This window comes from Pseudomonas sp. QL9 (assembly GCF_041409665.1).
Lineage (GTDB): Bacteria > Pseudomonadota > Gammaproteobacteria > Pseudomonadales > Pseudomonadaceae > Pseudomonas > Pseudomonas knackmussii.
This window is the reverse complement of the sequence record NZ_CP166971.1, coordinates 2,764,372-2,789,572: the sequence shown is the minus strand read 5'-3', so window position 1 is coordinate 2,789,572 and position 25,201 is coordinate 2,764,372. Positions and strand designations below refer to the sequence as shown.

The window sequence follows — 25,201 nt, the reverse complement described above, 5'->3', positions numbered from 1 at the left end:
CACGCAATCCGGACCCGGGCGTGGCTTGTACATGGATGAACCGACGAGCGGGGTCGGTTCGGAGGCGGCGCAGTATACCGCAAGCCCGCGCCGTTCGTGGAGTCCGCGCGTCAACCGTTGAGCAGGCCGGGATATCGGCGAATCGCCGCGGACTTGCGTCAGCTCAATGAGTGGTCTGGGCTCATGGGTCCAGACTGGAACGATCCTGCGGTGCAGCCGGTTTTCGCCCGCTTCTCGTTTGTTCGCACAAGGAGAGCACGCATGTCCACGACCCTGCCACAAACCATGAAAGCCGCGGTGGTACACAGCTTCGGCGCGCCGCTGCGCCTGGAAGAAGTCATGGTGCCACTGCCCGGCCCCGGCCAGATCCTGGTGAAGATCGAGGCCTCCGGCGTCTGCCACACCGACCTGCACGCCGCCCAGGGCGACTGGCCGGTGAAGCCGAGCCTGCCGTTCATTCCCGGCCACGAGGGCGTCGGCTTCGTCGCCGCGGTGGGCGCCGGGGTGACCCGCGTGAAGGAAGGCGACCGCGTCGGCGTGCCCTGGCTGTACACCGCCTGCGGCTGCTGCGAGCACTGCCTGACCGGCTGGGAAACCCTCTGCACCCACCAGCAGAACACCGGCTACTCGGTGAACGGCGGCTATGCGGAATATGTGCTGGCTGACCCCAACTTTGTCGGCATCCTGCCGAAAAATGTCGGCTTCCTCGAAATCGCCCCGATTCTTTGCGCCGGCGTCACCGTGTACAAGGGGCTGAAGGAAACCAAGGCCCGGCCCGGCCAGTGGGTGGCGATTTCCGGCATCGGCGGCCTCGGCCACGTGGCGGTGCAATACGCCCGCGCCATGGGCCTGCACGTGGCGGCCATCGACGTCGACGACGCCAAGCTGGAACTGGCGCGCAAGCTCGGCGCCACGCTGACGGTCAACGCGAAGAAGGAAGACCCGGTCGAAGTGCTCCAGCGCGACATCGGCGGCGCCCACGGTGTGCTGGTCACGGCGGTGTCCAACAGCGCCTTCGGCCAGGGCATCGGCATGGCCCGCCGCGGCGGCACCATCTCCCTGGTCGGCCTGCCGCCAGGCGACTTCCCCACGCCGATCTTCGACGTGGTGCTCAAGGGCCTGCACATCACCGGCTCCATCGTCGGCACACGCGCGGACCTGCAAGAGGCCATCGACTTCGCCGGCGAAGGCCTGGTGAAAGCCACGGTCAGCTCGGACAAGCTCGACAACATCAACGCCATCTTCGACAAGATGAAGGCCGGGCAGATCGAGGGGCGGATCGTCGTCGAGATGTGAGATCCGGCCCCGCAGGATGGCGTTGAGCGCAAGCTCAACCCATCCTGCGGCCTGTGCCGATACCTGCCATTCGCCCTCCCCTCAGAACCCCACCGTAGCCGAAACCTCGAACTGCCGCGGCTCGCCCACTGCCACGTAGTAGGTATTGGCTGCCGACGGGTAGTAGGTGCGGTCGAAGAGGTTCTTCACGTTGAACTGAAACCCCACGTCATGCCCGCCGAGCCGGGTGTCGTAGCTGGCGAAGGCATCGGCCACCGTGTACGACGGCAGCTCGAAGGAGTTGGCCGGGTCGCCCGCGCGCTTGCCGACGTAGCGGGCGCCGCTGCCCAGGCGCAGCTTGTCGCCGCCGAAGATCGAGCCGGCGTCGTACACCGCCGACAGCGAGGCGGTCTGCTTGGCCACGTTCTGCAGGCGGTTGCCCTCCAGTTCCGGGTCTTCGGTCACCTCCGCATCGAGCCAGGCATAGCTGCCGATCAGGCTCCAGCGCTCGCTGAGCTGGCCCGCCAGGTCCAGTTCCGCGCCGTAGGAGCGCACCTTGCCGGCGGTGCGCACGACGGTGTCGCCATTGCTGTCGAGCTGGTTGACCAGCACGTTGCGCTTGCGGATGTCGAACAGCGCCAGGTTGCCGCTGAAACGCTCGGGCATGTCGAGTTTTGCGCCGATCTCCCAGGAAGTGGCCTCCTCCGGCTGGATCGACGAGTCGATCACCTGGCCGGTGGAAAGCGGCGCGATGGTCGAGTTGGGCTTGAACGACTTCGTGTAGCTGCCATACAGCGACAGCTCATCGTCGATCTTGTAGACCACGCCGGCGCGCGGCACCCACTTCTGCCCGTTGATGTCAGTGTTGGCCTGGAACGGCCGCCCACGCCCGGCGTACTGGTCGTACATCTGGTAGCGCCCGCCGGCGACCAGGATCCAGTGTTCGTCGAGGTGCCAGGAATCCTGCAGGAACAGCGAATCGCTGCGCAGCTTGTCGGTCTGGTCGCTGTCGCTGGCGCTGACCGTCGTGGCCGGTGATACCTGGCCGTAGACCGGGTCGTTGTAGTCCAGGGTGTTGGTCTTGGCGCTGCGGATCAGGTCGGCGCGGAAGATCTTGCGCTTCTCGCTGTCCACGCCCAGCAGCAGCTCGTGGCGAAAGCCGCCCCATTGCAGGTCGCCGTTCAGGCCGGCGGTGGCGAAGCTGTCGCTGCTGACCGCGCCGTGGGTGCCGTCCACGCGGCGGGTGACGGTGCCCTTCGTGCTGTTCACGGCGGTCACCCGCGCCTGGTTGTCGTCGTAGGTTTCGCGGGTCCAGCCGTAGGCGAAATGCGCCTTCCACTGCTCGTCGAGCTGGTGCTCGATGTCCAGGCGGGTCAGGTCGGAGCGGCCCTCGGTGATGTTGAAGGGCTCGTCCAGGCGCCGCGTGCGCGGGATGTCCAATGGCTTGTTGGTGCGCGGGTCGATGGCCGTGCCGCGGTCGAAGGGCGTCTTGAACTCGCGGTGCTCGTAGCTGAGGTTCACCGTGGTGGCGTCGCCGTACCAGGCGAGCGAAGGCGCCACCAGCGTCTCGCGCTGCTGGCCGAAGTCGCGCCAGTAGTTCTCGTCCTGCTGGTCGACGATCAGCCGATAGACCAAACCCGAATCGCCCAGCCCGCCGGTGGTGTCGAGCTGACCGCCGCTGCCCTGCTTGCCGTGGGCGTAGGTCGAGCCGCGCAGGGTGACTTCGTTGTGCTGCTCCAGCTGCGGTTTCTTGCTGACCACGTTGACCACCCCGCCCGGGTCCTGGATGCCATAGAGCAGCGAGGCCGGGCCCTTGAGCACCTCCACATGGTCGGCGCTGGCGGTGAGGTTGCGCCCCAGCACCGAGGGCAGGCCGTCGCGCATGATCGAGCCGTCGCGGTTGTCGCCGAAGCCACGCTTCATCACCGCGTCCTGGGTGCCGCCGAGGGTGTTGGCCTGGGTGATGCCGCTGACGTTGCCGAGGGCGTCGTCGAGGTTGCGCGGCTTCTGGTCGCGCAGCACCTGCTCCGGCACGCTGACGATGCTCTGCGGGGTTTCCAGCACCGGCGTGTCGCTGCGGCCGATGGCGCTGACCGGCGCCGGCAGGTAGCCCTGCGCTTCGGCCTGCGCGGAAACCGTGGTCTCGCCCAGGTTCAGGGCGTCGCCGGGAATGCGTTCCAGGGTCAGGCTGCGGCCATCGAGAGCGCGGTAGCGCAGGCCGGAGCCGCTCAACAGATGCTCCAGTGCCTCGGTGGCGCTGTACTGGCCGCGCAACGCCGGCGCCTGGACGCTGTAGGGCGCTTCGTCGCTGTAGACCAGGCTCAGCCCGGTGATCCGACTGAAGGCGCCTAGCGCCTGGGGTAGAGGCTGTGCCGGCAAATCGAAGGCGAAGCGCGCCTCGAACTGCGCACCGGGCTGGGCCGCGCTCGACGGCAACGCGGCAGCGCCGGCCAGGGCGCTGAACAGCGCCAGCGCGAGGGGTTTCAGGGGCAGTGCGGGACGACGGGACGGCTGCGCTTTCATGGGGCTCTCGGTGGGCGAAAGGGAAACACCAACTGCGAATAAATCGCATTCATACCCACTACACGGAGCAGCCCACGAAGTACCTCAGCAACCAACGAAGAATTTTTCAGGCGCTCAGCGAATCAGCACCCAACGCCCGAGCCAATGCTGCTGGCGGAAGCCGACCACCGCTTGCAGCGCATCCAGCGCGGCCTGCGGGTCGCCACTGGGGAAGCTGCCGCTGACCCGGCGCTGCGCCAGTTCGCCATCGAGCAGCAGGATGCGTCCCGGGTAGTAGGGCGCCAGGCGTTCCAGCACCTCGCACAGGGGCACGCGGTAGAAGCTCAGCCAGCCCTGGCGCCAGGCCAGCGCGGCGCGGCTGTCGGCGCTTTCCGGCGTGCCCAGTTGCGCCGCGAAGGCCACCTGCTCGCCGGCGCCGAGCACCACTTCGGGCGCGCCGGCAGCCCGGCTGGCGCGCACGGCGACGCGTCCCTCGGCAACGGTGACGCGAGTCTGCTCGCCCAGCCGGCGGACCTCGAATTCAGTGCCCAGCACCTGCGCCTCACCCTCCCCCACGCGCACCACGAAAGGCTTGGAAAGGTGCTTCACAGCGAAGGAAGCTGCCCCGCGCAGCAGCTCCACGCGACGCTGGTCTCCATCGACGGAAACCGTCACCGCGCTATCGGCGTCGAGGGTCAGTTGCGAACCGTCCGCCAGCGTCAGTTCGCGCACTTCTCCGGGCGCGCTGACGTAGTCGGCGGACAGGTCGGTCAGCCAATGCCCCGGCGTCCACCAGCCACCGGCCCAGAGCATCGCGAGCAGGCAGGCGGCGTTGGCGAGCGGGTAAACCCAGCGCCGGGGATTGCTGCGGCGGCGCTGCCGCGCTCGCTGCATGGCGTTGAGATAGCCCTGCAAGGCATCCGCTTCTTCCGCCGCCAGGGCCTGCGCCGGGTGCTCGCAGGCACGCCAGAGTGCTTCGGCCTCGGCGTAGGCCGGTGCATGTGCCGGATCGGCTTCCAGCCAACGCTGAAACTCGGCGACGCCCTGCCCCGGCTCTTCGCGCCGGCGCAGCAGCCACTGCCGCGCTTGCTGCCGGGCAGCCGGGGAAATCGAAACGTCAGGCGTCATGGTCGGTGGCTCCACGGCGGGGCGCCGCTGCGGCGGGCTCCAGGCTCGCCTTGCAGGCATCGAGGGCGCGCATCATATGTTTTTCCACCGCGCTGCGGGTGACGCCCATGGCCTCGGCGATCTCGCCGTAGGTGCGGCCATGCACGCGGCTGAGCAGGAACACGTGACGGGTGCGCTCGGGCAGCGCTCGCAACGCAGCCTCGATGCGCGCCAGTTCGGCGCCAGCCTGCACCGCCTGTTCCGGGGAAGGTTGCGCCTCGCCCTCGTCGGGCAGCAGTGCGCTCAGGGTGCGCCCGCGCGAGTCCTCGCCGCGCAGGTGGTCGATGGCCAGGTTGCGCGCGCTGCGCAGCAGGTAGCTACCCAACTCCTCCACCGGCGCCTGCGGGCGCTTCCAGAAGCGCAGGAACAGCTCCTGGACCAGGTCCGCAGCCGTCGCCCGGCAGCCGACGCGGCGCTGCACCAGGGCCTCCAGGCGCGGTCGCTGGCTGAGGAACACGCGCAGGAAGTCCTCGCGCTGCGCCGTATCACCGGACGCCGTCGAATCGGCCAGCGGCCGGACGGGGAGTTCGTGGTTGGACATCGGGGGACTGCAGGCTCGCCAGGGGCCGCGCCGGACTGGCGCTGGGAGAGGCCCGGGAAAGGCGCGAATGATAATGCTTATCAAGTAAACCTGTCAGTCCCCGGAGCGACTCAGGCTGTCTCGCCCAGCCCCAGCCCGCCTTCCAGCTTGCGCCAGAGCAGGCGGATCTGCGCCTTCTTCACCAGCGCGCAGCGGTACAGGCGGATTTCCTGCGGCACGATCCAGTGCGGGCCGCCGCACACGGCCAGCTCGCCGCGCGCCAGCTCCGACTCCATGCTCAGGCGCGGCACCCAGGCCACGCCCATTCCCTGCAAGGCCATACTTTTTAGGCTGTCGGCCATCGCCGTCTCGTAGACCGTGGTGTAGCGCAGGTTGCGCTGGCGCAGCAGCAGGTTGACGCCGCGGCCGAGGAAGGCGCCGGCGCTATAGGCCAGCAACGGCACGCTCTGGCCACCGTCGAGGTCGTACAACGGCACGCCGCCGGAATTCACCGCGCACACCGGCAACATCTCGGTGCGGCCCAGGTGCAGAGAGGGGAAGACTTCCGGGTCCATCTGCAACGCGGCGTCCGGGTCGTAGAACGCCAGCATCAGGTCGCAGCCGCCTTCGCGAAGCAGGTGCACCGCCTCGCCGACGTTGGTCGCGACCAAACGGCTGGCGATATTCAGCCCTTCGTTGCGCAGGCGCGCGATCCAACTGGGGAAGAAGCCCAGCGCCAGCGAGTGCGCGGCGGCGAACTGCAGCACTTCGCCCTGCCCGCCCTCCAGGTGATGCAGGTGGCGGACGACCTGGCCGAGCTGCTCGACCACCGCGCGCGCGGTGACCAGGAAGAGTTGCCCGGCCTCGGTCAGCTCGATGGGCGTGCGCTGGCGGTTCACCAGGGTCAGGCCGAGGGCGTCTTCGAGGCTGCGGATGCGCCGGCTGAACGCCGGCTGCGTGACGAAGCGTTTTTCCGCCGCCTGGGAGAAACTGCGGGTGGTGGCAAGGACGCTGAAATCCTCCAGCCATTTGGTTTCCAGGTTCACGTCGGTTCCTCTCGCACAGGCGCGGCGGACTTGATCGATAGGTGAGAGATGAGCGGGCCCGCGTAGCATGCCGACACGCTCGCCGTCATCAGGTCGTCACAGAATACATTATGCCGATTGTGCATGAGGCAGCTTCCAACAGCATTGGCCGACAATCGGCGTAATCCTTAGTCTTATGGGCATCGCGGCGCTGGCCGTGTCCTCCTGAGACAAAACACGTCATGTCCCCTGTTGCATCGTTCCGCATCGAGAAAGACCTCCTCGGCACCCTCGAAGTACCTTCTGACGCCTACTTCGGCATTCAGACCCTGCGCGCTGTGAACAACTTCCGCCTGACCGGTGTGCCGCTGTCGCACTACCCGAAACTGGTCGTCGGGCTGGCGATGGTCAAACAGGCCGCGGCCGATGCCAACCACCAGCTGGGTCACCTGTCGGACGAGAAGCACGCCGCCATCAGCGAAGCCTGCGCTCGCCTGATCCGCGGTGACTTCCACGACCAGTTCGTGGTGGACATGATCCAGGGCGGTGCCGGTACTTCCACCAACATGAACGCCAACGAAGTGATCGCCAACATCGCCCTCGAAGCGATGGGTCACGCCAAGGGCGAGTACAAGTACCTGCACCCGAACAACGACGTGAACATGGCGCAGTCGACCAACGACGCGTACCCGACTGCCATTCGCCTGGGCCTGCTGCTCGGCCACGACACCCTGCTGGCCAGCCTCGACAGCCTGATCCAGGCGTTCGCTGCCAAAGGCAAGGAGTTCGCCCACGTACTGAAGATGGGTCGTACCCAGCTGCAGGACGCCGTACCCATGACCCTCGGTCAGGAATTCCAGGCCTTCGCCACCACCCTGGGTGAAGACCTCGACCGCCTGCGCCGCCTGGCCCCTGAGCTGCTGACCGAAGTGAACCTCGGCGGCACCGCCATCGGCACCGGCATCAACGCCGACCCGGGCTACCAGAAGATCGCCGTCGAGCGCCTGGCAGCCATCAGCGGCCACCCGGTCGTCCCGGCCGCCGACCTGATCGAAGCCACCTCCGACATGGGCGCCTTCGTGCTGTTCTCCGGCATGCTCAAGCGCACCGCGGTCAAGCTGTCGAAGATCTGCAACGACCTGCGCCTGCTCTCCAGCGGCCCGCGCACCGGCATCAACGAGATCAACCTGCCGGCTCGCCAGCCGGGCAGCTCGATCATGCCGGGCAAGGTCAACCCGGTGATCCCGGAAGCGGTCAACATGGTCGCCTTCGAAATCATGGGCAACGACCTGGCGCTGACCATCGCTGCCGAAGGCGGCCAGCTGCAGCTGAACGTGATGGAGCCGCTGATCGCCTACAAGATCTTCGACTCGATCCGCCTGCTGCAACGCGCCATGGACATGCTGCGCGAGCACTGCATCACCGGCATCACTGCCAACGTCGAGCGCTGCCACCAGCTGGTGGAGCACAGCATCGGCCTGGTGACCGCGCTGAACCCGTACATCGGCTACGAGAACGCCACCCGTATCGCCAAGACCGCGCTGGAAACCGGCCGCGGCGTCCTGGAACTGGTGCGCGAGGAGAAGCTGCTGGACGAAGCCACCCTGGCCGACATCCTGCGCCCGGAGAACATGATCGCTCCGCGCCTGCTCCCGCTCAGCGCCTGATACACCGCCCGGCGCGAGCCGGGCACGTCTCACCGGTCGGAGAGCAGTACCCGCTCTCCACCCTTCAGGGTCGGGTCACCCCCCTTCCCTTCTTTTATGCCCGGCGCGGCGGGTTTACCCGAAGCGCCACGTCTCACCGGTCGAGAGGACATTCAGCCCTCTCTCCATTCACGGGGATGCCACGGAAGTGGTGTCCCCTTTTTTTGTCTGCGATTTGGTGGCGAATAACCGCGAACGGTCATACGCCCAACACCCAGCCATGCCTCCGGCTCCGGCTCCGGCTCCGGCTCTTGAGACTTCCAGAGAAACCTCCGAGCACGCCGAACGCCCCTTTCAGAAGGCCGAGCGAAACCCCCGTAGAGGAGGTCGGGCGACATGGATGTCGCACAAGCCCCGATTTGTACAGGGACGTATTTTCGGGGGGGGACGCCTAGTTCGGGCCTCCGGTGCGGGGGAGTTCGTGAGGGTAGCCCGGCTTCATCGGGCCCGTATGGTGGGGCACAGACCTTTGCCTACTTTGGGCCGGGGTGGCGTCCCACCGCTTGCCAAAGTAGGTCGCCCGAGGGGGCGAAACAAAAGACATCCACAAACGCCAATGCGGCGCGCTACGCCGGACAAGACGCTTGGCCCTCCATTTACGAAAAAGGCATTTATAGCCCTGTGTGTATGCGCCGCTTCGGCGTGCTCGGATGTTTCTTGTTTCGCCCCCTCGGGCGACCCACTTTGTCAAACGACACAAAGTGGGCAAAAGTCTTGCCCCGACATACGGGTCCGGCAAGCCGGACTTCCCTCGCACATCCCCACGCACCCGGAGGCCCGCCCCGACAGCACGTCCCTGTACTGGTCGGGGCTTTTGCGACATCCATGTCGCGCAACCTCCTCTGCGTGGGCTTAGCTCGGCCTTCTGTAAGGGGCAGTCCGGAGTGCGCGGACGTTTCTCTGGAAGTCCCAAGAGCGAAGCGCGCTTACGCTTTCGTAGGAGCGGACCTTGTCCGCGAATCGCGCGAACGGCGCGCTCCTACAGGCCGGAATCGGTGCTGGGATTTTCGCGGATGAGATCCGCTCCTACGGGGGCCGAAGCGGGTGGCGTAGGGGGATAACCGCGAAGCGGTTATCCCACATGCCGAGACGCGGGGGTCAATCCTGCGACTGCAGGTGCGCGAGGATGCGCCGGTTGAGGGCGGTCAGGCGTTGCACCGCCTCGCCCTCGTCGCCCTCGTCCTCGCGCGGCGCCAGCTGGCGCGCGCAGAGGTTCAACGCGCTGAGCAGCAACAGCTCGTTGGCGGTGACGTAGGGGAATTTCTGCTTGTTGGCGGAGATCTCCGCCTGCAGCAATGCGGCGGCCTCCTGCAGGGCGCCCTCCTCGCCGGCCGGCGCCTTGACGCTGTACTCGCGGCCGAGGATGCGCAGGACGCGCACGCCGTCGTTCTTCATGCGCTGGCGCGGCTATCGCTGACGCGCTGGACCAGGGCCTGCAGGCGCACGGCGGTGGCGCTGTGCTTCTCTTCCTGTTCCATCAGTTGCAGCTGCAGGGCGTCGTTTTCTTCGCTGGCCTTGCCCAGGCTGTCGCGCAGTTGCGCGTTGTCGTTGGCCAGTTGCTGGTTCTGCTGCAGCAGCTCAGCCACCAGGGTTTCGAGCTGTTCGATTGTGCTGTCGAGCATGGGAGTCTCCGAGGCCGTTTGAAAGGTCGCGGAGGATAAAGAAAAGCACCCGTTCCGGCCAGGGAAAATCACGTTTTCCGGACGGAAAGTATGCTGTCAATTCAATGGCTTAGACGCGATTTTTCGCGCCATTTCAACCACATGGCGACGTAGGATGGCGTTGAGCGAAGCGAAACCCATGCTGCAACGAGCGCCGTGCCGAATTGGACATCTGGATAGGTTCACGACCTGTCCAAATACAACCGTAGGAGCGCGCCATGCGCGCGAATCGCGGGCATGGCCCGCTCCTACAGTAGTGAGCTACGCGATTCAGCGGATAACGCCTTCCTCGCGCAGCAGCTTGAAGATGGCTTCGGCGCCGGCTTCCGCGCTGAGGTCCTTGAGCACCTGCCCGCCGCCGCCGGAAGCCTTGGCAGTCGCGGCCTTCATGCGTTCGGCGCCAGTCTTGGCCTTGATCACCTTGAGCCGCTTGGGCCGCGGGCGGGCCGGTTGCAGGCTGCTGTCGGCGAGCAGTTCGTCGTCGAGGATTTCCACTTCGTGGGCCTCGATGAAGCCGCGTCGCGCCGGGCCGAACGCGCTCTGGCGCGCCACGGGTGCGGCGTTGTCGACGCTGGCGACGAAGGGCAGGCGCACCTTCAGCCGACGCCGTTGACCGCGCGGCAGGGCCTGCAGGACCTGGGCGCTGCCGCCCTCGACTTTCTCCACTTCGGCCAGGCCCACCACCAGCGGCCAGCCCAGGCGCTCGGCGAGCAGGAACGGCAACATGCCGGAGCCTTCGCCGGTTTCCGCCTGGCTGCCGGTGAGCACCAGCTGGGCCTTGGCGTTGTCCAGGTAGTCGGCGAGCGCCGGCAGGGCGTCGGCGCCGGCCGGTTGTTCGAGTACGGCCAGCTCGTCCAGGCCCATGCCCAGGTAGCTGCGCAGCGCTTCTTCCTGCGGGTTGCCAGCGTGCAGCACCTGCAGGCGCTTGCCGGCCAGGCGCAGGCCGAGTTCGACCGCGCGGGCGTCCTGCTCGGCACGGCGCGCGCGGCCGGAGGCCGGGTGGGCGCCGATGGAGACCAGGGCGATGATGTTCAGGTCGGTCATACCGCAACCTCGAAGTAGGGCGAATAACCCGCAGGGTTATCCGCCGAAGTACCGGGGACGGCGCATGACCGCCTTGCGGTCATGCGCCCTACGGGATTCATCCCGCACTCAAGCTGCATCGCGCGCCGCTCCATCGCGGTATTCCTCGGCCAGGCGGATCAGCGCCTGGAGAATCGCCGAGGAATCGCCGATCACCGATAGGTCGGCGCGCTTGATCATGTCGCAGCCGGCATCGAGGTTGATCGCCACCACCTTGTCGCAGGAGCCGATGCCCTGCAGGTGCTGGATCGCCCCGGAGATGCCCACCGCCAGGTAGACCCGCGCGGTGACCCAGGTGCCGGTGGCGCCGACCTGGCGGGCGCGCGGCATGTGCCCGTCGTCCACCGCCACGCGCGAGGCGCCTTCGGTGGCGCCAAGGGCGACGGCGGCGCGGTGGAACAGGTCCCAGTCCTTGATGCCGTTGCCGCCGGAGAGGATGAACTCCGCCTCGGCCATAGGAATCTGCGCCGGGTCCACGGCCACCGGGCCGAGGTCTTCGATGCGCGGCAGATTGCGTGCGACGCCGCCTTGCAGCTCGACGACGCGGGCTTCGTGGCGGGTTTCGCTGACCGGCTCGGCGCACTCGGCGGCGGCCAGGATCAGCCGCGCCAGCGGCCGGTGGATATCTTGCTGGCCGGCACCGGCGCGGCCGATGCAGCGTTCGCCCTCGGCCTGCCAGACGCGCGTGGCCGGGCGTTCGCCCAAGCTCGCGGCCAGGCGTCGGCCCAACTCGCCGCCACCGGTGCGGCTGTCGGGCAGCAGCCAGTGACGCGGGGCGAACTGGCTCTCCACGGCGCGCAGCGCCAGCACCCGTTGTTCCGGGGCATAGCCGGCGTATTCGTCGCCCTCAACGAGCAGCAGGCGGTCGACGCCAGCCGTGTCGAAGGCCGATTCCTTGTGCTCGCCGAAGACCACCGCCAGCACCGCGCCGTCGTTGCCGGCGAGCTTGCGGGCCAGGCCCAGCAGGTCGCGGTCGTGGCTGGAGAGGCGGCCGCCGACCATGTCCGGTACCACGGCGATGTGGAAGGCCGGTTGCTCGACGACATGCAACGGCAGCTGCACGACCTCGGGCGCGCTGCTGCGCTTGCCGAGACCACCCTGCTGGCCGCCGGAACGGTCGATGCGCTTGACCCCGTTGGGGCCGACGAAGCCGACGGCATGGGGATTCTTGCGGATGACGCCATGGGGGCCCATCCAGCGTGCCTCGCCGCCCTGGGCGGACTGCATGGCCGCATGCAGCGGGTGCAGGCGGTTGCGGGCGATCCACTCGGCGCGGGGATCGCGGCGGATGATGTCGCTCATGACAGGGCCTCCAGGCAGGTGTGGATGGCGCATAACCCCTTCGTGGTTATGCGCCCTACGGAAAGGTGCAGCGCGTTCATCAATGCACCTCCGCCGCTTCTTCACGCTTGGCCGGGGACTTTTTTGCCGGGGCCTCCGCGGACTCGATCAGCACTTCGGCGACCAGTTCGGCGATGTCCTTGATCTCCGGGCGCGGGGCTACCACGCCTTCGAGCATCGCGGTGCATTGCGGGCAACCCACGGCCACCAGTTCCGCACCGGTCTCCTTGATGTCGACCATGCGCATGTCCGGGATCCGCTGCTTGCCGGGGATATCGGTGATGGGCGCGCCGCCGCCACCGCCGCAGCAGCGCGAGCGGAAGCCGGAGCGTTGCATCTCCTTCACTTCGATGCCGATGGCCTTGAGCACGTTGCGCGGCGCTTCGTACTCGCCGTTGTAGCGGCCCAGGTAGCACGGGTCGTGGTAGGTCACGCTGTCGGCCTTGCTCTGGCCGAGCTGCAGCGAACCGGCCTTCACCAGCTCGTCGATGAAGGTGCTGTGGTGCAGCACGTCATAGCTGCCGCCCAGTGCGCCGTATTCGTTCTTCAGCACGTGGAAGCTGTGCGGGTCGCAGCTGACGATCTTCTTGAAGCGGTACTGCGCCAGGGTGGCGATGTTGCGCTTGGCGAGGGTCTGGAAGGTCGCCTCGTCACCCAGGCGACGGGCCACGTCGCCGCTGTCGCGTTCTTCCAGGCCGAGCACGGCGAAGTCGACGTTGGCGGCCTTGAGGATCTTCACGAAGGCGCGCAGCGTGCGCTGGTTGCGCATGTCGAAGGCGCCGTCGCCGACCCAGAACAGCACGTCGGCCTGCTTCTTCTCGCTCATCAGCGGCAGGTTCAGGTCGGCCGCCCAGTTCAGCCGGCCGCCGGGGGCGAAGCCGCCGGGGTTGTCGGTGGCAATCAGGTTCTCCAGCACCTCGGCGCCCTTGTTCGGGGTCGCGCCCTTCTCCAGGGTGAGGTGGCGGCGCATGTCGACGATGGCGTCGACGTGCTCGATCATCATCGGGCACTCCTCGACGCAGGCGCGGCAGGTGGTGCACGACCACAGCGTCTCGGCATCGACCAGGGCCTTGCCCTCCAGCGACACGATCGGCTGGTGCGGGCCACCGCTGTGCTCGCCGAGCGGTTTGCCCGGATAGGGCGAGCCGGCGAAGTTCGCGTCATTGCCACCGGCGAGGCCGATGACCATGTCCTGGATCAGCTTCTTCGGGTTCAGCGGCTGGCCGGCAGCGAAGGCCGGGCACACAGCCTCGCACTTGCCGCACTGCACGCAGGCGTCGAAGCCGAGCAGCTGGTTCCAGGTGAAATCGGTGGGCTTCTCCACGCCCAGGGGCGCGGTCGGGTCGGTCAGGTCCAGGGCTTTCAGGCCGGTGGAGCGGCCACCGCCGAAGCGCTCGGAGCGGCGGTGCCAGGCCAGGTGCAGCGCGCCGGCGAAGGCGTGCTTCATCGGCCCGCCCCAGGTCATGCCGAGGAACAGCTCGGACACGCCCCAGGCCACGCCAATGGCGAGCAGGCCGGCGACGAACCAGCCGCCGAAGCCTTCCGGGAGGATGCCGGCCACCGGCAGGGTGGCGATGAAGAAGCTCGCGGAGAACATCAGCAGGCTCTTCGGCAGGCGCATCCAGGGGCCTTTCGACAGCCGCGACGGCGGGTCGAGGCGGCGTTTGGCGACGAACAGCGCACCGGTGAACATCAGCGCGGTGGCCGCCAGCAGGGCGAAGCCGAGGATCCGGCTGTGCAGGCCGAAGCCATGCACGACGATGGCCAGCAGCGCGGCGAGCACGAAGCCGCCGGCGGTGGCCACGTGGGTCTTGGACATGTACTTGTCGCGCTCGACCACGTGGTGCAGGTCCACCAGGTAGCGACGCGGCATGGCCAGCAGGCCGCCGAGCCAGTCGACCTTCGACGGCCGCCCGCGGCGCCACATGGCGAAGCGCTTCACGGCGCCCAGCACGGCCAGTGCCAGGGCGGCGAAGAGCAGGATGGGAAGGAGGGTGTTCAACATCAGTCTGTCCTCACCAGGACGAGATCTGTAGGAGCGGGCCATGCCCGCGAATGGCCGGCATGGCTCGGTGGTTCCATCGCGGGCATGGCCCGCTCCTACGATTCGATAGCGCCGCTTTTAGAAATCCTTGCACAGACGCAGTGCGTCGTAGATCGCCGCATGGGTGTTGCGCTGGGCCACGCAGTCGCCGATGCGGAACAGCAGGTAGCCGTCGCCGGGCTGGCTCAGGCAGGGCTGCGGCTGGATGGCGAACAGCGCTTCGACGTCGATCTGGCCCTTGTTGCGCGAGCCCTGCTTGAGCGCGTAGTACAGGGTCTCGTCCGGACGCACGCCGTTCTCGACCACGACCTGGTCGACCACGCGTTCTTCCTTCGCGCCGGTGTATTCGTTCTCCAGCACCGCCACCAGCTTGTCGCCCTCGCGGTAGACCTTCTCCAGCATCAGGTCCCCGGTCATGATCACTTCCTTGGGGTACATGCTGCGGTAGTAGGTCGGGAAGGTGGTGCCGCCGATGGCCACGCCCGGCTTGATGTCGTCGGTGACGATCTCCACCAGCGAGCCCTTGTCGGCCAGGAAGTCGGCCACGGACATGCCGCTGAACTCGCAGATGGTGTCGTACACCAGCACGTTCTTGCCCGGCGCGACCTTGCCGTCGAGGATGTCCCAGCTGCTGACCACCAGCCCTTCGGCGGCGCCCCAGTGCTCGTTCTGCTCGAGGAACGGATGCCCGCCGTTGGCCAGCACCACGATGTCCGGGCGCAGGTCCATGATGGTGTCCGGATCGGCTGCGGTGCCCAGGCGCAGGTCGACGTTCAGCCGCGCCAGCTCCAGCTGGAACCAGCGGGTGATGCCGGCGATCTGGTCGCGCTGCGGCGCCTTGGAAGCCGTGGTGATCTGGCCGCCCAGTTGGTCTTTCTTCTCGAACAGGGTCACGTCGTGACCGCGTTCGGCCGCCACGCGAGCGGCTTCCATACCGGCCGGGCCGCCACCGACGATCACCACCTTGCGCTTGGGCCCGGTGGACTTCTCGATGATGTGCGGCACGCCCATGTATTCACGGGAAGTCGCGGCGTTCTGGATGCACAGCACGTCCAGGCCCTGGTACTGGCGGTCGATGCAGTAGTTGGCGCCGACGCACTGCTTGATCTGGTCGACCTGGCCCATCTTGATCTTGGCGATCAGGTGCGGGTCGGCGATGTGCGCGCGGGTCATGCCGACCATGTCCACGTAGCCGCCTTCGAGGATGCGCGTGGCCTGGTTCGGGTCCTTGATGTTCTGTGCGTGCAGCACCGGCACGTTGACCACTTCCTTGATGCCTGCCGCCAGGTGCAGGAAGGGCTCCGGCGGATAGGTCATGTTCGGGATGACGTTGGCCAGGGTGTTGTGGGTGTCGCAGCCCGAGCCGACCACGCCGATGAAGTCGAGCATGCCGGTGTCGCTGTAGTACTTGGCGATCTGCTTCATGTCTTCATGGGTCAGACCGTCCGGGTGGAACTCATCGCCGCAGATGCGCATGCCGACGCAGAAGTCGTCGCCGACTTCCTTGCGCACGGCCTTGAGCACTTCCAGGCCGAACTTCATGCGGCCCTCGAAGGTGCCGCCCCACTCATCGGTGCGCTTGTTGACGCGCGGGCTCCAGAACTGGTCGATCATGTGCTGGTGCACGGCGGACAGCTCGACGCCGTCCAGGCCGCCTTCCTTCGCGCGGCGAGCGGCCTGCGCGTAGTTGCCGATCACGCGCCAGATCTCTTCCGGCTCGATGGTCTTGCAGGTGGCGCGGTGCACGGGCTCGCGGATACCCGAGGGCGACATCAGGGTCGGCCAGTGCTCGCCGTCCCAGCGGGAACGACGGCCCATGTGGGTAATCTGGATCATGATCTTGGCGCCGTGCTTGTGCATGGCGTCGGCGAGGTTCTGGAAGTGCGGGATGATGCGGTCGGTGGACAGGTTCACCGACTTCCACCAGCCCTGCGGGCTGTCGATGGCGACGACCGAAGACCCGCCGCAGATGGCCAGGCCGATGCCGCCCTTGGCCTTCTCCTCGTAGTACTTCACGTAGCGCTCGGTGGTCATGCCGCCGTCGGTCGCGTAGACCTCGGCGTGAGCGGTGGAAAGTACGCGGTTGCGGATGGTCAGTTTGCCGATCTGGATCGGCTGGAACATTGCCTCGAAAGCCATTGCGGCGTCCTCACGGAATCAGAGGTTCTTGTTGTGGAAGCGGGCCGAGCCCGCTTATCGCGGCCATGGGCCGCTCCTACAGGGTCAGAGGGGTTTGACGATGAACAGGCCGTCGTCGTGGCCTTCTTCCGAACCGCTGTACACCTGCTCGGCGACGGTGCGGATGCTGCTGCCGCGGGCCTGGAGAATCTGGTCCATGGCGCCGGCGAACCAGCCGGTGAACATGTAGTCGACCTTGCGATTGACCTTGCCGTAGACGTACACGAAGGCCGAGTGCTTCAGGCGGACCTGGGCGGTGCCCTTGTCGAGGTCGATCTGCTCGATCTGGAACAGGCCCCAGCCGCGTTGCGACAGGCGCTTCATGTAGTGCTCGAACACCGCCACGCCTTCGATGCCGTGGCATTCGGCTTCCTTCTCGCACCAGTGCCAGGCGGACTTGTAGCCAGCCTTGTAGAGGATCTCGGCATAGCGCTCGGCGCCCAGTTCTTCCTCGATGCCCATGTGGTTGTTGACGAAGAAATGCCGCGGAACGTACAGCATCGGCAGGGCGTCGGTGGTCCAGACACCGGTTTCGCTGTCGACTTCGATGGGCAGTTCGGGGGCGTGTTTGGCCATGGTGATAAAGCTCCGGATTCTTTGGGCGCCCTCTCCGGTCGGGGGAGAGGGCTGGGAAGAGGGAATTAGGGAGAAGAGGACTGCGAGGCGCGTTACTCGCCCCAGACATCCGCCAGGACGCGGACCCAGTTCTCGCCCATGACCTTGCGCACCACGCGCTCGGGCATGCCGCGCTTGAGCAGGGTCTCGGTCAGGTTGGGGAACTCGCCCACGGTGCGGATGCCCAGCGGGTTGACGATCTTCCCGAAGTTGGTCAGGCGGCGGGCGTAGCCCTTGTCGTGGGTCAGCCACTCGAAGAACGACTGGCCGTGGCCCTGGGTGAAGTCGGTGCCAATGCCGATGGCGTCCTCGCCGACGATGTTCATCACGTACTCGATGGCCTCGGCGTAGTCGTCGATGGTCGAGTCGATGCCCTTGGCCAGGAAGGGCGCGAACATGGTCACGCCGACGAAGCCGCCGTGGTCGGCGATGAACTTCAGCTCTTCGTCGGACTTGTTGCGCGGGTGCTCTTTGAGGCCCGAGGGCAGGCAGTGGGAGTAGCAGACCGGCTTCTTGGATTCGAGGATGACTTCCTCGGAAGTCTTGGAACCGACGTGGGACAGGTCGCACATGACGCCGACGCGGTTCATCTCCGCGACGATCTCGCGACCGAAGCCGGAGAGGCCGCCGTCACGCTCGTAGCAGCCGGTGCCCACGAGGTTCTGGGTGTTGTAGCACATCTGCACGATGCCCACGCCCAGCTGCTTGAACACCTCGACGTAGCCGATCTGGTCCTCGAACGCGTGGGCGTTCTGGAAGCCATAGAGGATGCCGGTCTTGCCCAGCTCCTTGGCCTTGCGGATGTCGGCGGTGCTGCGTACCGGGATCACCAGGTCGCTGTTCTCGCGGATCAGCTTGTTGCTCGCGGTGATGTTGTTCACCGTGGCCTGGAAGCCTTCCCACACGGACACGGTGCAGTTAGCGGCAGTCAGGCCGCCCTTGCGCATGTCCTCGAAGAGTTCGCGGCTCCATTTGGCGATGATCAGACCGTCGATGACGATGCTGTCGGCGTGAAGTTCGGCTGGGCTCATCTGGCATTACCCCTTGTCAGGCTGGTGGCGCCGGCGCTTTGGCCGACGCTTTGGAGGCAGCATATCCCCGGCCATCCGGGCGACCCGGTTCGAAAACGACTAGGGTCGTACCGAAAGCGTCAAGGCAACGACATGGGCGACGGCAACCGCGTCGCACAGGCGCATGCGGGCATGAGCGCGACGTTTTAGAGAGCGCGGGGGAATGAGGAAGGACGAACAGGGAGCACCTTGTAGGAGCGAGCTTGCTCGCGAACGACTCCGCTGCGGGGCAGGTTCGCGAGCAAGCTCGCTCCTACGAAGAGCAGGGCTTCGCTGCGACTAGCGCTTGCGCCAGCAGGCGAACAGGTTCCACGCCAGCAGGGCGCCGACGAAGGTGGAACTGGCGTAGAAGAGCAGGCTGTCCATGCGGACCTCTGCGAAACGCAGGCGCCCCCGCGAAGGGGGCGCCGGGTGGTAGGGGCTTACTCGCCGGCGACCAGTCGCGCGTGGGCGGACTCTTCGCCGAGGTTGTTGAGCAGGCGCTCGCTGTACCAGTCGAGGAAGTTGATCACGCCGAACTCGTAGGTCTTCGAGTACGGGCCCGGCTGGTAGGCGGTGGAGTTGATGCCGCGCTGGTTTTCCTCGGCCAGGCGACGGTCCTGGTCGTTGGTGGCGTCCCAGACTTCGCGCAGGCGCTGCACGTCGTAGTCGACGCCTTCCACGGCATCCTTGTGTACCAGCCACTTGGTGGTGACCATGGTTTCCTGCGCGCTGATCGGCCACACGGTGAAGACGATGATGTGGTCGCCCATGCAGTGGTTCCACGAATGCGGCAGGTGCAGGATGCGCATCGAGCCCAGGTCCGGGTTCTTGATGCGGCCCATGAGTTTCTTCGAGCCCTGCTTGCCGTCCATGGTCATGGACACGGTGCCGTCGAGTAGCGGCATGCGCACGATGCGGTTGCGCAGGCCGAAGCTGGCGTGGGCGTAGGGGATCTTCTCCTCGTCCCAGGCCTTGGTGCAGGCCGCGACCTGGTCCTTGAACGCCTGGCTGGCGCGCGGGTCGGTGACGTCGTCCCACTCCAGCAGGGTCTTCAGCAGTTCCGGGTGCGAACCGTTGCAGTGGTAGCACTCGCGGTTGTTCTCGATCACCAGCTTCCAGTTGGCCTTTTCCATCAAGGTGGTCTGCACCGCCACCTTGGTGTTCTCCATGTCGTAGGGCTCCATGTAGTGAGCCAGGGTGGCGAGGAAGTCGTCGATCGCCGGCGGGTTCTCGGCCAGGGAGATGAAGATGTAGCCGCCGGCGGTCTTCACATGCACCGGCTTCAGGCTGTAGTCCTTCATGTCGAAGTCGTCGCCCATCTCGGTGCCGGCGAACAACAGGCGGCCGTCCAGCTCGTAGGTCCACTGGTGGTAGGGGCAGACCAGCTTGGCGACCTTGCCCTTGTCGCTCACGCACAGGCGCGAGCCACGGTGGCGGCAGACGTTATGGAAGGCGTGGACCTTGCCCTCGGCGCCGCGCAGGACGATCACCGGGTTGTCGCCGATCTGCACGGTGAGGAAGTTGCCCTTGGCGGGGATCTCGCTGGTCATGCCGGCGATCAGCCATTCCTTCTGGAAGATCTCCTGCATGTCGATCTGGAACAGGCGCTCGTCGTTGTAGAACGGCTGCGGCAGCGAGAAGGAATGGTCGCGAGTGCGCAGCATCTCGGCGGTGGCCTTGCGGGCCGGTTCCAGCGGATCGCCCAGACTCAGGGTGGTGGTGACGTCCATCGGTAGGTCCTCATGCCGCAGCCGCGTGGCTGCTGGCGGAAATAAGTGGCTGATACGGTGTGCCACGCAGGGCATGGCGGCGGATGCGAGGCGCGCCGAGTGCGCGTTCTCCACCGTCCTCGTTCAAGGCATAGCGTTGCTCGGCTGGCGACCAGTGTGGCGCTGCCGGCGACAAACACCCTTATCCATGGGCGACACGACCGCATCCGTTTCCGACGCGGCAGCCCCCGCCACAGGCGGCAGGTCGCGATAAGCATGCAAATGTCGCAGGCAGGTAAATGGGTGGCACGGGGCGTGCGCACAATCGGTTCCATCAGGCATGCCGAATGGCCGGGGCCTGAGCCGCCCTCGCAAGAGCGACGCTCCCCCCGCCCGGCGCTGCCCCTACAAGGCCGACGACGGCCGGCGTGCGCGGAGAGACATCATGTCGAGCAACTTCCTCAATCCGGTGAACACCCAGACCTGGACCAACGGCCGCCACCTGGTGCGCTGCGTGAAAGCCATCCAGGAAACCTGGGACGTGCGCACCTTCTGCTTCGCCGCCGACCAGCCGCTGATGTTCTTCTTCAAGCCCGGGCAGTTCGTGACCCTGGAGCTGGAAATCGACGGCGTGCCGATCATGCGCTCCTACACCATCTCCAGCTCGCCCTCGGTGCCCTACAGCTTCTCCATCACCATCAAGCGCGTGCCCGGCGGCAAGGTCTCCAACTGGCTGCACGACAACCTCAAGGAAGGCGACGTGCTCCCGGTGCACGGCCCGGTGGGCAACTTCAACGCCATCGACTTCCAGGCCGACAAGGTGCTCTACCTCTCCGGCGGCGTCGGCATCACCCCGGTGATGTCCATGGCGCGCTGGTTCTTCGACACCAACGGCAACGTCGACATGATCTTCGTGCACAGCGCGCGCACGCCGAAGGACATCATCTACCACCGCGAGCTCGACCACATGGCCTCGCGGATCAACAACTTCAAGCTGCACCTGATCTGCGAGAAGTACGAGATCGGCGAGACCTGGGCCGGTTATCGCGGCTACCTGAACAAGGCCATGCTGCAGCTGATCGCCCCGGACTTCATGGAACGCGAAGTCTTCTGCTGCGGCCCGACGCCCTACATGCACGCGATCAAGCGCCTGCTCGAAGCCGAGGGCTTCGACATGTCGCGCTACCACGAGGAAGCCTTCGGCCCGACCCCGCCGGAAGTCCGCCAGGAAGTGAACGAACTGGCCGCCGAAGCCGCCGACGCCCCGGCCGTGCCCGCCGCCGACCTGCACCTGGTGGACTTCTGCGAAACCGGCAAGAGCATCCGCGTGGCGCCGGGCGAAACCGTCCACGCCGCCGCCGCCAAGCTCGGCCTGCACATCCCCAAGGCCTGCGGCATGGGCATCTGCGGCACCTGCAAGGTGATGAAGCGCGCCGGCGAAGTGGACATGGAGCACAACGGCGGGATCACCGACGAGGACGTGGCCGAGGGCTACATCCTGTCGTGCTGCAGCGTGCCCAAGGGCGATGTGGTGATCGAGTACTGATCGCCCACGGCGCATAACCGCCTCGCGGTTATGCGCCCTACCAATCCCCCTCCCACGCCGAGATATCGCGCGACGCCATACCCGTAGGGCGAATAACCCCGAAGGGGTTATCCGCCATTTTCGTGCCGGGCTACGCCAACTTCTGCACTCGCACCCCACCCGCTCCCGGTCTAAGGTCCATGCACACCCGTCTTTCGGAGCCCGCATGGCCATCAAGTCCCCCAGTCCCCGCCAACAGACCCACCTCGCCGTCCTGATCGACGCCGACAACGCCCCCGCCGCCATCGTCGAAGGCCTGTTCGAGGAGATCGCCAAGTACGGCGTCGCCAGCGTCAAGCGCATCTACGGCGACTGGACCCAGCCGCAGCTGGGCAAGTGGAAGCAAGTGCTGCTCGACCACTCCATCCAGCCGATCCAGCAGTTCGCCTACACCAAGGGCAAGAACGCCACCGACAGCGCGCTGATCATCGACGCCATGGACCTGCTCTACACCCGCCGATTCGACGGCTTCTGCCTGGTCTCCAGCGACAGCGACTTCACCCGCCTGGCCGCCCGCCTGCGCGAGGAAGGGCTGATGGTCTACGGCTTCGGCGAGAGCAAGACGCCCGATCCCTTCGTGCGTGCCTGCGACAAGTTCATCTATACCGAGATCCTCCGCCCCGAGCCGGAAGCCCCGGCCGAAACCGACCAGCCGCAAGCGCCCAAGGCCGACGCCAAGCCCAAGCCGCAGAAGCCGCCGCTGGACTTCATCGCCAAGCTGCTCGACGACATCGCCGACGACGAGGACGACTGGGTCGGCCTCGGCGCCCTCGGGCAGGCCATCAGCAAGCTGCGCCCGGCCTTCGATCCACGGCTGTACGGCTTCAAGAAACTCAGCGACCTCATCAAGAGCCAGCCCAAGCGCTTCGAACTGCAGGCGCGCGGTGGCAGCAACGGCGGCGGCAAGGACTTCTACGTACGCAACGTGCGCAAGTGAGCCCCTGCATGCCGCCAGGGAATGACATGCAGAGGAATTTTCAGTTGTCCCGCCCCGCCGGCGACGCTAAACAGTCGTTCAAATAACTCATCGATCCCAGCCCATGCCCACCTTCAGCCAGACCTACTACGAAGCCACCGCCGAACGCCCGCCCTTCGCCGCCCAGCGCGGCCGCCTCGATGCCCGCGTGTGCATCCTCGGCGGCGGCCTCGCCGGCCTGAACACCGCCCTGGGGCTCGCCGAACGCGGCGTCAGCGACGTGGTGCTGCTGGAGTCGCACCAGGTCGGCCACGGCGCCTCCGGGCGCAATGGCGGCTTCGTCTTCGGCGGCTACAGCCTGGGCAACGCCGACCTGCTCGCCACCCTCGGCGCCGAGGAAGCGCGGCGGCTCTACCACCTGACCCTCGAAGCGGTCGACCTGATCCGCCAGCGCGTGCGCCACTACGGCATCGACTGCGACCTGGTGGACGAAGGCGTGATCCTCGCCAACTGGTTCAACGAACCCTCGCGCCTGGAAAAACCACGCCAGCTGATGAAGAGCGCCTACGGCGTGGACTGGGAGCCGATCTCCACCGCCGCGCTGCGCGAGCAGCTGAAAAGCGCCCACTATTTCGGCGGCCTGCTGGAACGCAACGCCTTCCACTTCCACCCGCTGAAATACTGCGGCGGCATAGCCCGCGCGGCAGCCGGCCTGGGCGTGCGCATCCACGAAGGCAGCCCGGCGCAAGGCATCGAGAAGCGCGACGGACGCTACGTCGTACGCACGGCCGGCGGCGAAGTGCATGCAGAGCAAGTGGTGTTCTGCGGCGGCGGCTACGCACGCGGCGTGTACCGCCCCATCGAGCGTTCGGTACTGCCGATCGCCACCTACGTCATGGCCACCGAACCCCTGGGCGAACGCCTGAAAGACGCCATCGCCACCCGCGCGGCGGTCTACGATACCCGCTTCGCCTTCGACTACTACCGCCCGCTGGCCGACACCCGCATCCTCTGGGGCGGCCGCATCTCCATCCTCAACCGCGGCCCGGAGGCCATCGCCGGCCTGCTCCAACGCGACCTGCTGGCGGTTTATCCACAGCTCGAAGGCGTGAAGGTCGAATACTCCTGGGGCGGCCTGATGAGCTACGCCCGCCACCTGATGGCGCAAATAGGCCAGGACGAAGCCGGCATCTGGCACGCCATCGGCTTCGGCGGCCACGGCATGGCACCGACGACGGTAGCCGGCGAAGTGCTCGCCGACGCCATCAGCGGCAAGCAAGCGGTGCCGGCAGGCTTCAAACGCTTCGGCCTGCCCAACGCCTTCGGCCTCGCCGGCATGGCCGCCGCCCAGGCGACCTACACCGCCTACGAGCTGCGCGACGCATTCGACGTACGACGGCTCAACGGCTGAACGGGTTTCGCCTAAACTCGCGCCTTTGCCCTACCGGAGCCCCCCATGCCGCACTACCAATTCAACCTCGGCGCCGACGCCCAGGCCCGCGAAGTCGTGACCCAAGGCCTCGAGGCCTACAACCTCGAACAGATGAAAACGCCCGGCGGCTACATCGACGTCGAACTCTACGCCCGCGACGAAAGCGGCCAGGTGGTCGGCGGCCTGTTCGGCCACTCGGGCATGGGCTGGATGTACATCGACTACCTCTGGCTGCAATCCGACCAACGCGGCTCGGGCCTGGGCGCCCAACTGATCGCGCTGGCCGAAGAAGAAGCCCGCCGCCGCGAATGCGTGGGCGTGTTCCTCTACACCTACAGCTTCCAGGCGCCGGGCTTCTACCAGAAACAAGGCTTCGAAGTGATGGGCGTACTGGAAGACTGCCCGCCGGGGCACCAGCGCATCTACCTGAAGAAACGCCTCAGCGCCTGACCACACCGCGCAGGGCTTTTGGTAGGAGCGAGCTTGCTCGCGAACCAACCCCCGCAGCGGGCCGTTCGCGATCAATAACCAGGCATCCCCCTCGCTCCTGCAAGTCCTGGCTAATCCGCTGGGCGATAGACCGTGACAGGGAATCCCGCCATAGAACTGGAACCATACTTCCAGTTATTCGGAGTAACACGCCAGATCAAGCAATATATTTCCTGTTCAATGGCGACGCCCATAGAAATTGTCGGACGACTTCGATGTGCTCAGTTGATTCCATTGAACAACCTGGATGCACGTTGGGGGGATTAGGCCTGCAATGAAGACACTCAGCTTGGAAGAACGACAGAACATTCTCGACGACATCAAGGCTCAGAGCGCTATGGGCAAAGAAAGCCTGGGGACATCGCTTCGCCGAATACGGTTGGAAATCACCGGGCTGGATCAGGCGACGTTCGCGAAGATGTGCAAGATGACCGTGAGGACCCTGTCCTCCCTGGAAAACGACAAGGGCAATCCAACCGTCAACACCCTCAACAACATCCTGAGGCCGTTCGGCATGGGCATGACGCTCGGCTCGATCTACCGCGACGAAAACGACCACAAGCTCGGCAACGAACCTGCAACGCCGCAAAAGCGCGGGGCGAACCTGAAGCGCCTGGCAAGCAAGAAGACCCGCGCCTAGCGGGAAGGCAAGATCAGCCCCACCGCGCACCACTCCCACAGACTTCCACGATCTCCCGTAGGGCGAATAACCCCGAAGGGGTTATCCGCCGCCAGGCATCGGCACGGGGCGATGGCGGATAACGCGGAGCGTTATTCGCCCTACGAAAAGCGCTCCAGCTTTCGCGCCGACCACCGCTCTGGCTCTTGAGACTTCCAGAGAAACCTCCACACACGCCGAACGCCCCTTTCAGAAGGCCGAACGAAACCCACGCTGAGGAGG

General features: G+C 66.3%; 20 protein-coding genes. 7 read left to right on the top strand and 13 right to left on the bottom strand.

Features of this window, described 5'->3' with window-relative positions; translation table 11 throughout:
• Positions 1–261: 261 nt before the first annotated feature.
• On the top strand, positions 262–1,296 hold the full coding sequence (gene adhP, locus ACA097_RS13165; protein WP_043256567.1) for an alcohol dehydrogenase AdhP: 1,035 nt from the start codon (positions 262–264) through the stop codon (positions 1,294–1,296).
• An 81-nt stretch (positions 1,297–1,377) separates the two neighbouring features.
• Here the strand turns inward: adhP and ACA097_RS13160 are convergent, their stop codons facing one another.
• The 4 genes from ACA097_RS13160 to ACA097_RS13145 form a co-directional block, all read right to left on the bottom strand.
• Positions 1,378–3,798 carry a TonB-dependent siderophore receptor gene (locus ACA097_RS13160; protein WP_371370366.1) on the bottom strand — a complete coding sequence of 807 codons (2,421 nt, stop codon included), beginning with the start codon at positions 3,796–3,798 and terminating at the stop codon, positions 1,378–1,380.
• Positions 3,799–3,912: 114 nt separating this feature from the next.
• Complete coding sequence (locus ACA097_RS13155) at positions 3,913–4,905, bottom strand: FecR domain-containing protein (RefSeq protein WP_371370365.1); 993 nt, start codon at positions 4,903–4,905, stop codon at positions 3,913–3,915.
• Positions 4,895–5,485 (bottom strand): RNA polymerase sigma factor, encoded by a 591-nt coding sequence (locus ACA097_RS13150; protein ID WP_043256578.1) that lies wholly within the window; start codon positions 5,483–5,485, stop codon positions 4,895–4,897. The genes ACA097_RS13155 and ACA097_RS13150 overlap by 11 nt, the downstream gene beginning before the upstream one ends.
• 110 nt (positions 5,486–5,595) lie before the next feature.
• Positions 5,596–6,510: a LysR substrate-binding domain-containing protein gene (locus ACA097_RS13145; RefSeq protein ID WP_043256579.1), complete on the bottom strand. Its 915-nt coding sequence runs from the start codon at positions 6,508–6,510 to the stop codon at positions 5,596–5,598.
• A 221-nt stretch (positions 6,511–6,731) separates the two neighbouring features.
• Here ACA097_RS13145 and aspA point away from each other — a divergent pair, with 221 nt between their 5' ends.
• The gene (aspA, locus tag ACA097_RS13140; protein ID WP_371370364.1) at positions 6,732–8,156 is read left to right on the top strand and encodes an aspartate ammonia-lyase; all 1,425 of its coding nucleotides are present in this window, start codon (positions 6,732–6,734) and stop codon (positions 8,154–8,156) included.
• 1,137 nt (positions 8,157–9,293) lie between these two features.
• On the opposite strand, the gene zapA is transcribed toward aspA, so the two are convergent.
• The 9 genes from zapA to gbcA form a co-directional block, all read right to left on the bottom strand.
• The gene (zapA, locus tag ACA097_RS13135; protein WP_043256581.1) at positions 9,294–9,590 is read right to left on the bottom strand and encodes a cell division protein ZapA; all 297 of its coding nucleotides are present in this window, start codon (positions 9,588–9,590) and stop codon (positions 9,294–9,296) included.
• A complete protein-coding gene (locus ACA097_RS13130) occupies positions 9,587–9,817 on the bottom strand; it encodes a hypothetical protein (protein ID WP_043256583.1) in 231 nt (76 codons plus the stop codon). Before ACA097_RS13130 ends, zapA begins: the two co-directional genes overlap by 4 nt.
• Before the next feature lie 309 nt (positions 9,818–10,126).
• Complete coding sequence (locus ACA097_RS13125; RefSeq protein ID WP_043256587.1) at positions 10,127–10,900, bottom strand: electron transfer flavoprotein subunit beta/FixA family protein; 774 nt, start codon at positions 10,898–10,900, stop codon at positions 10,127–10,129.
• Between the two features lie 108 nt (positions 10,901–11,008).
• On the bottom strand, positions 11,009–12,241 hold the full coding sequence (locus ACA097_RS13120; protein WP_043256588.1) for an electron transfer flavoprotein subunit alpha/FixB family protein: 1,233 nt from the start codon (positions 12,239–12,241) through the stop codon (positions 11,009–11,011).
• A 79-nt stretch (positions 12,242–12,320) separates the two neighbouring features.
• Complete coding sequence (dgcB, locus tag ACA097_RS13115) at positions 12,321–14,285, bottom strand: dimethylglycine demethylation protein DgcB (protein ID WP_371370363.1); 1,965 nt, start codon at positions 14,283–14,285, stop codon at positions 12,321–12,323.
• Positions 14,286–14,402: 117 nt separating this feature from the next.
• Positions 14,403–16,463 carry a dimethylglycine demethylation protein DgcA gene (dgcA, locus tag ACA097_RS13110; RefSeq protein ID WP_160288807.1) on the bottom strand — a complete coding sequence of 687 codons (2,061 nt, stop codon included), beginning with the start codon at positions 16,461–16,463 and terminating at the stop codon, positions 14,403–14,405.
• An 84-nt stretch (positions 16,464–16,547) separates the two neighbouring features.
• Positions 16,548–17,078, bottom strand: coding sequence for a DUF5943 domain-containing protein (locus ACA097_RS13105; protein ID WP_043256596.1), 531 nt, complete (start codon positions 17,076–17,078; stop codon positions 16,548–16,550).
• A gap of 92 nt (positions 17,079–17,170) precedes the next feature.
• Positions 17,171–18,148 (bottom strand): dipeptidase, encoded by a 978-nt coding sequence (locus ACA097_RS13100; RefSeq protein WP_371370362.1) that lies wholly within the window; start codon positions 18,146–18,148, stop codon positions 17,171–17,173.
• A gap of 461 nt (positions 18,149–18,609) precedes the next feature.
• A complete protein-coding gene (gbcA, locus tag ACA097_RS13095; protein WP_043256600.1) occupies positions 18,610–19,899 on the bottom strand; it encodes a glycine-betaine demethylase subunit GbcA in 1,290 nt (429 codons plus the stop codon).
• Positions 19,900–20,323: 424 nt separating this feature from the next.
• Between gbcA and gbcB the strand changes: the two genes are divergently transcribed.
• From gbcB to ACA097_RS13070, 5 genes are all read left to right on the top strand, one after another.
• Entirely contained in the window at positions 20,324–21,424 is a 1,101-nt protein-coding gene (gene gbcB / locus ACA097_RS13090; RefSeq protein WP_043256602.1) for a glycine-betaine demethylase subunit GbcB, read from the top strand.
• A gap of 205 nt (positions 21,425–21,629) precedes the next feature.
• A complete protein-coding gene (locus ACA097_RS13085; RefSeq protein WP_371370361.1) occupies positions 21,630–22,400 on the top strand; it encodes an NYN domain-containing protein in 771 nt (256 codons plus the stop codon).
• 103 nt (positions 22,401–22,503) lie between these two features.
• The gene (locus ACA097_RS13080; protein ID WP_371370360.1) at positions 22,504–23,790 is read left to right on the top strand and encodes an NAD(P)/FAD-dependent oxidoreductase; all 1,287 of its coding nucleotides are present in this window, start codon (positions 22,504–22,506) and stop codon (positions 23,788–23,790) included.
• Positions 23,791–23,835: 45 nt separating this feature from the next.
• Complete coding sequence (locus ACA097_RS13075) at positions 23,836–24,261, top strand: GNAT family N-acetyltransferase (RefSeq protein WP_371370359.1); 426 nt, start codon at positions 23,836–23,838, stop codon at positions 24,259–24,261.
• Between the two features lie 313 nt (positions 24,262–24,574).
• Positions 24,575–24,940, top strand: a complete 366-nt coding sequence (locus tag ACA097_RS13070) for a helix-turn-helix transcriptional regulator (protein ID WP_160288810.1) — start codon at positions 24,575–24,577, stop codon at positions 24,938–24,940.
• Positions 24,941–25,201 lie beyond the last annotated feature (261 nt).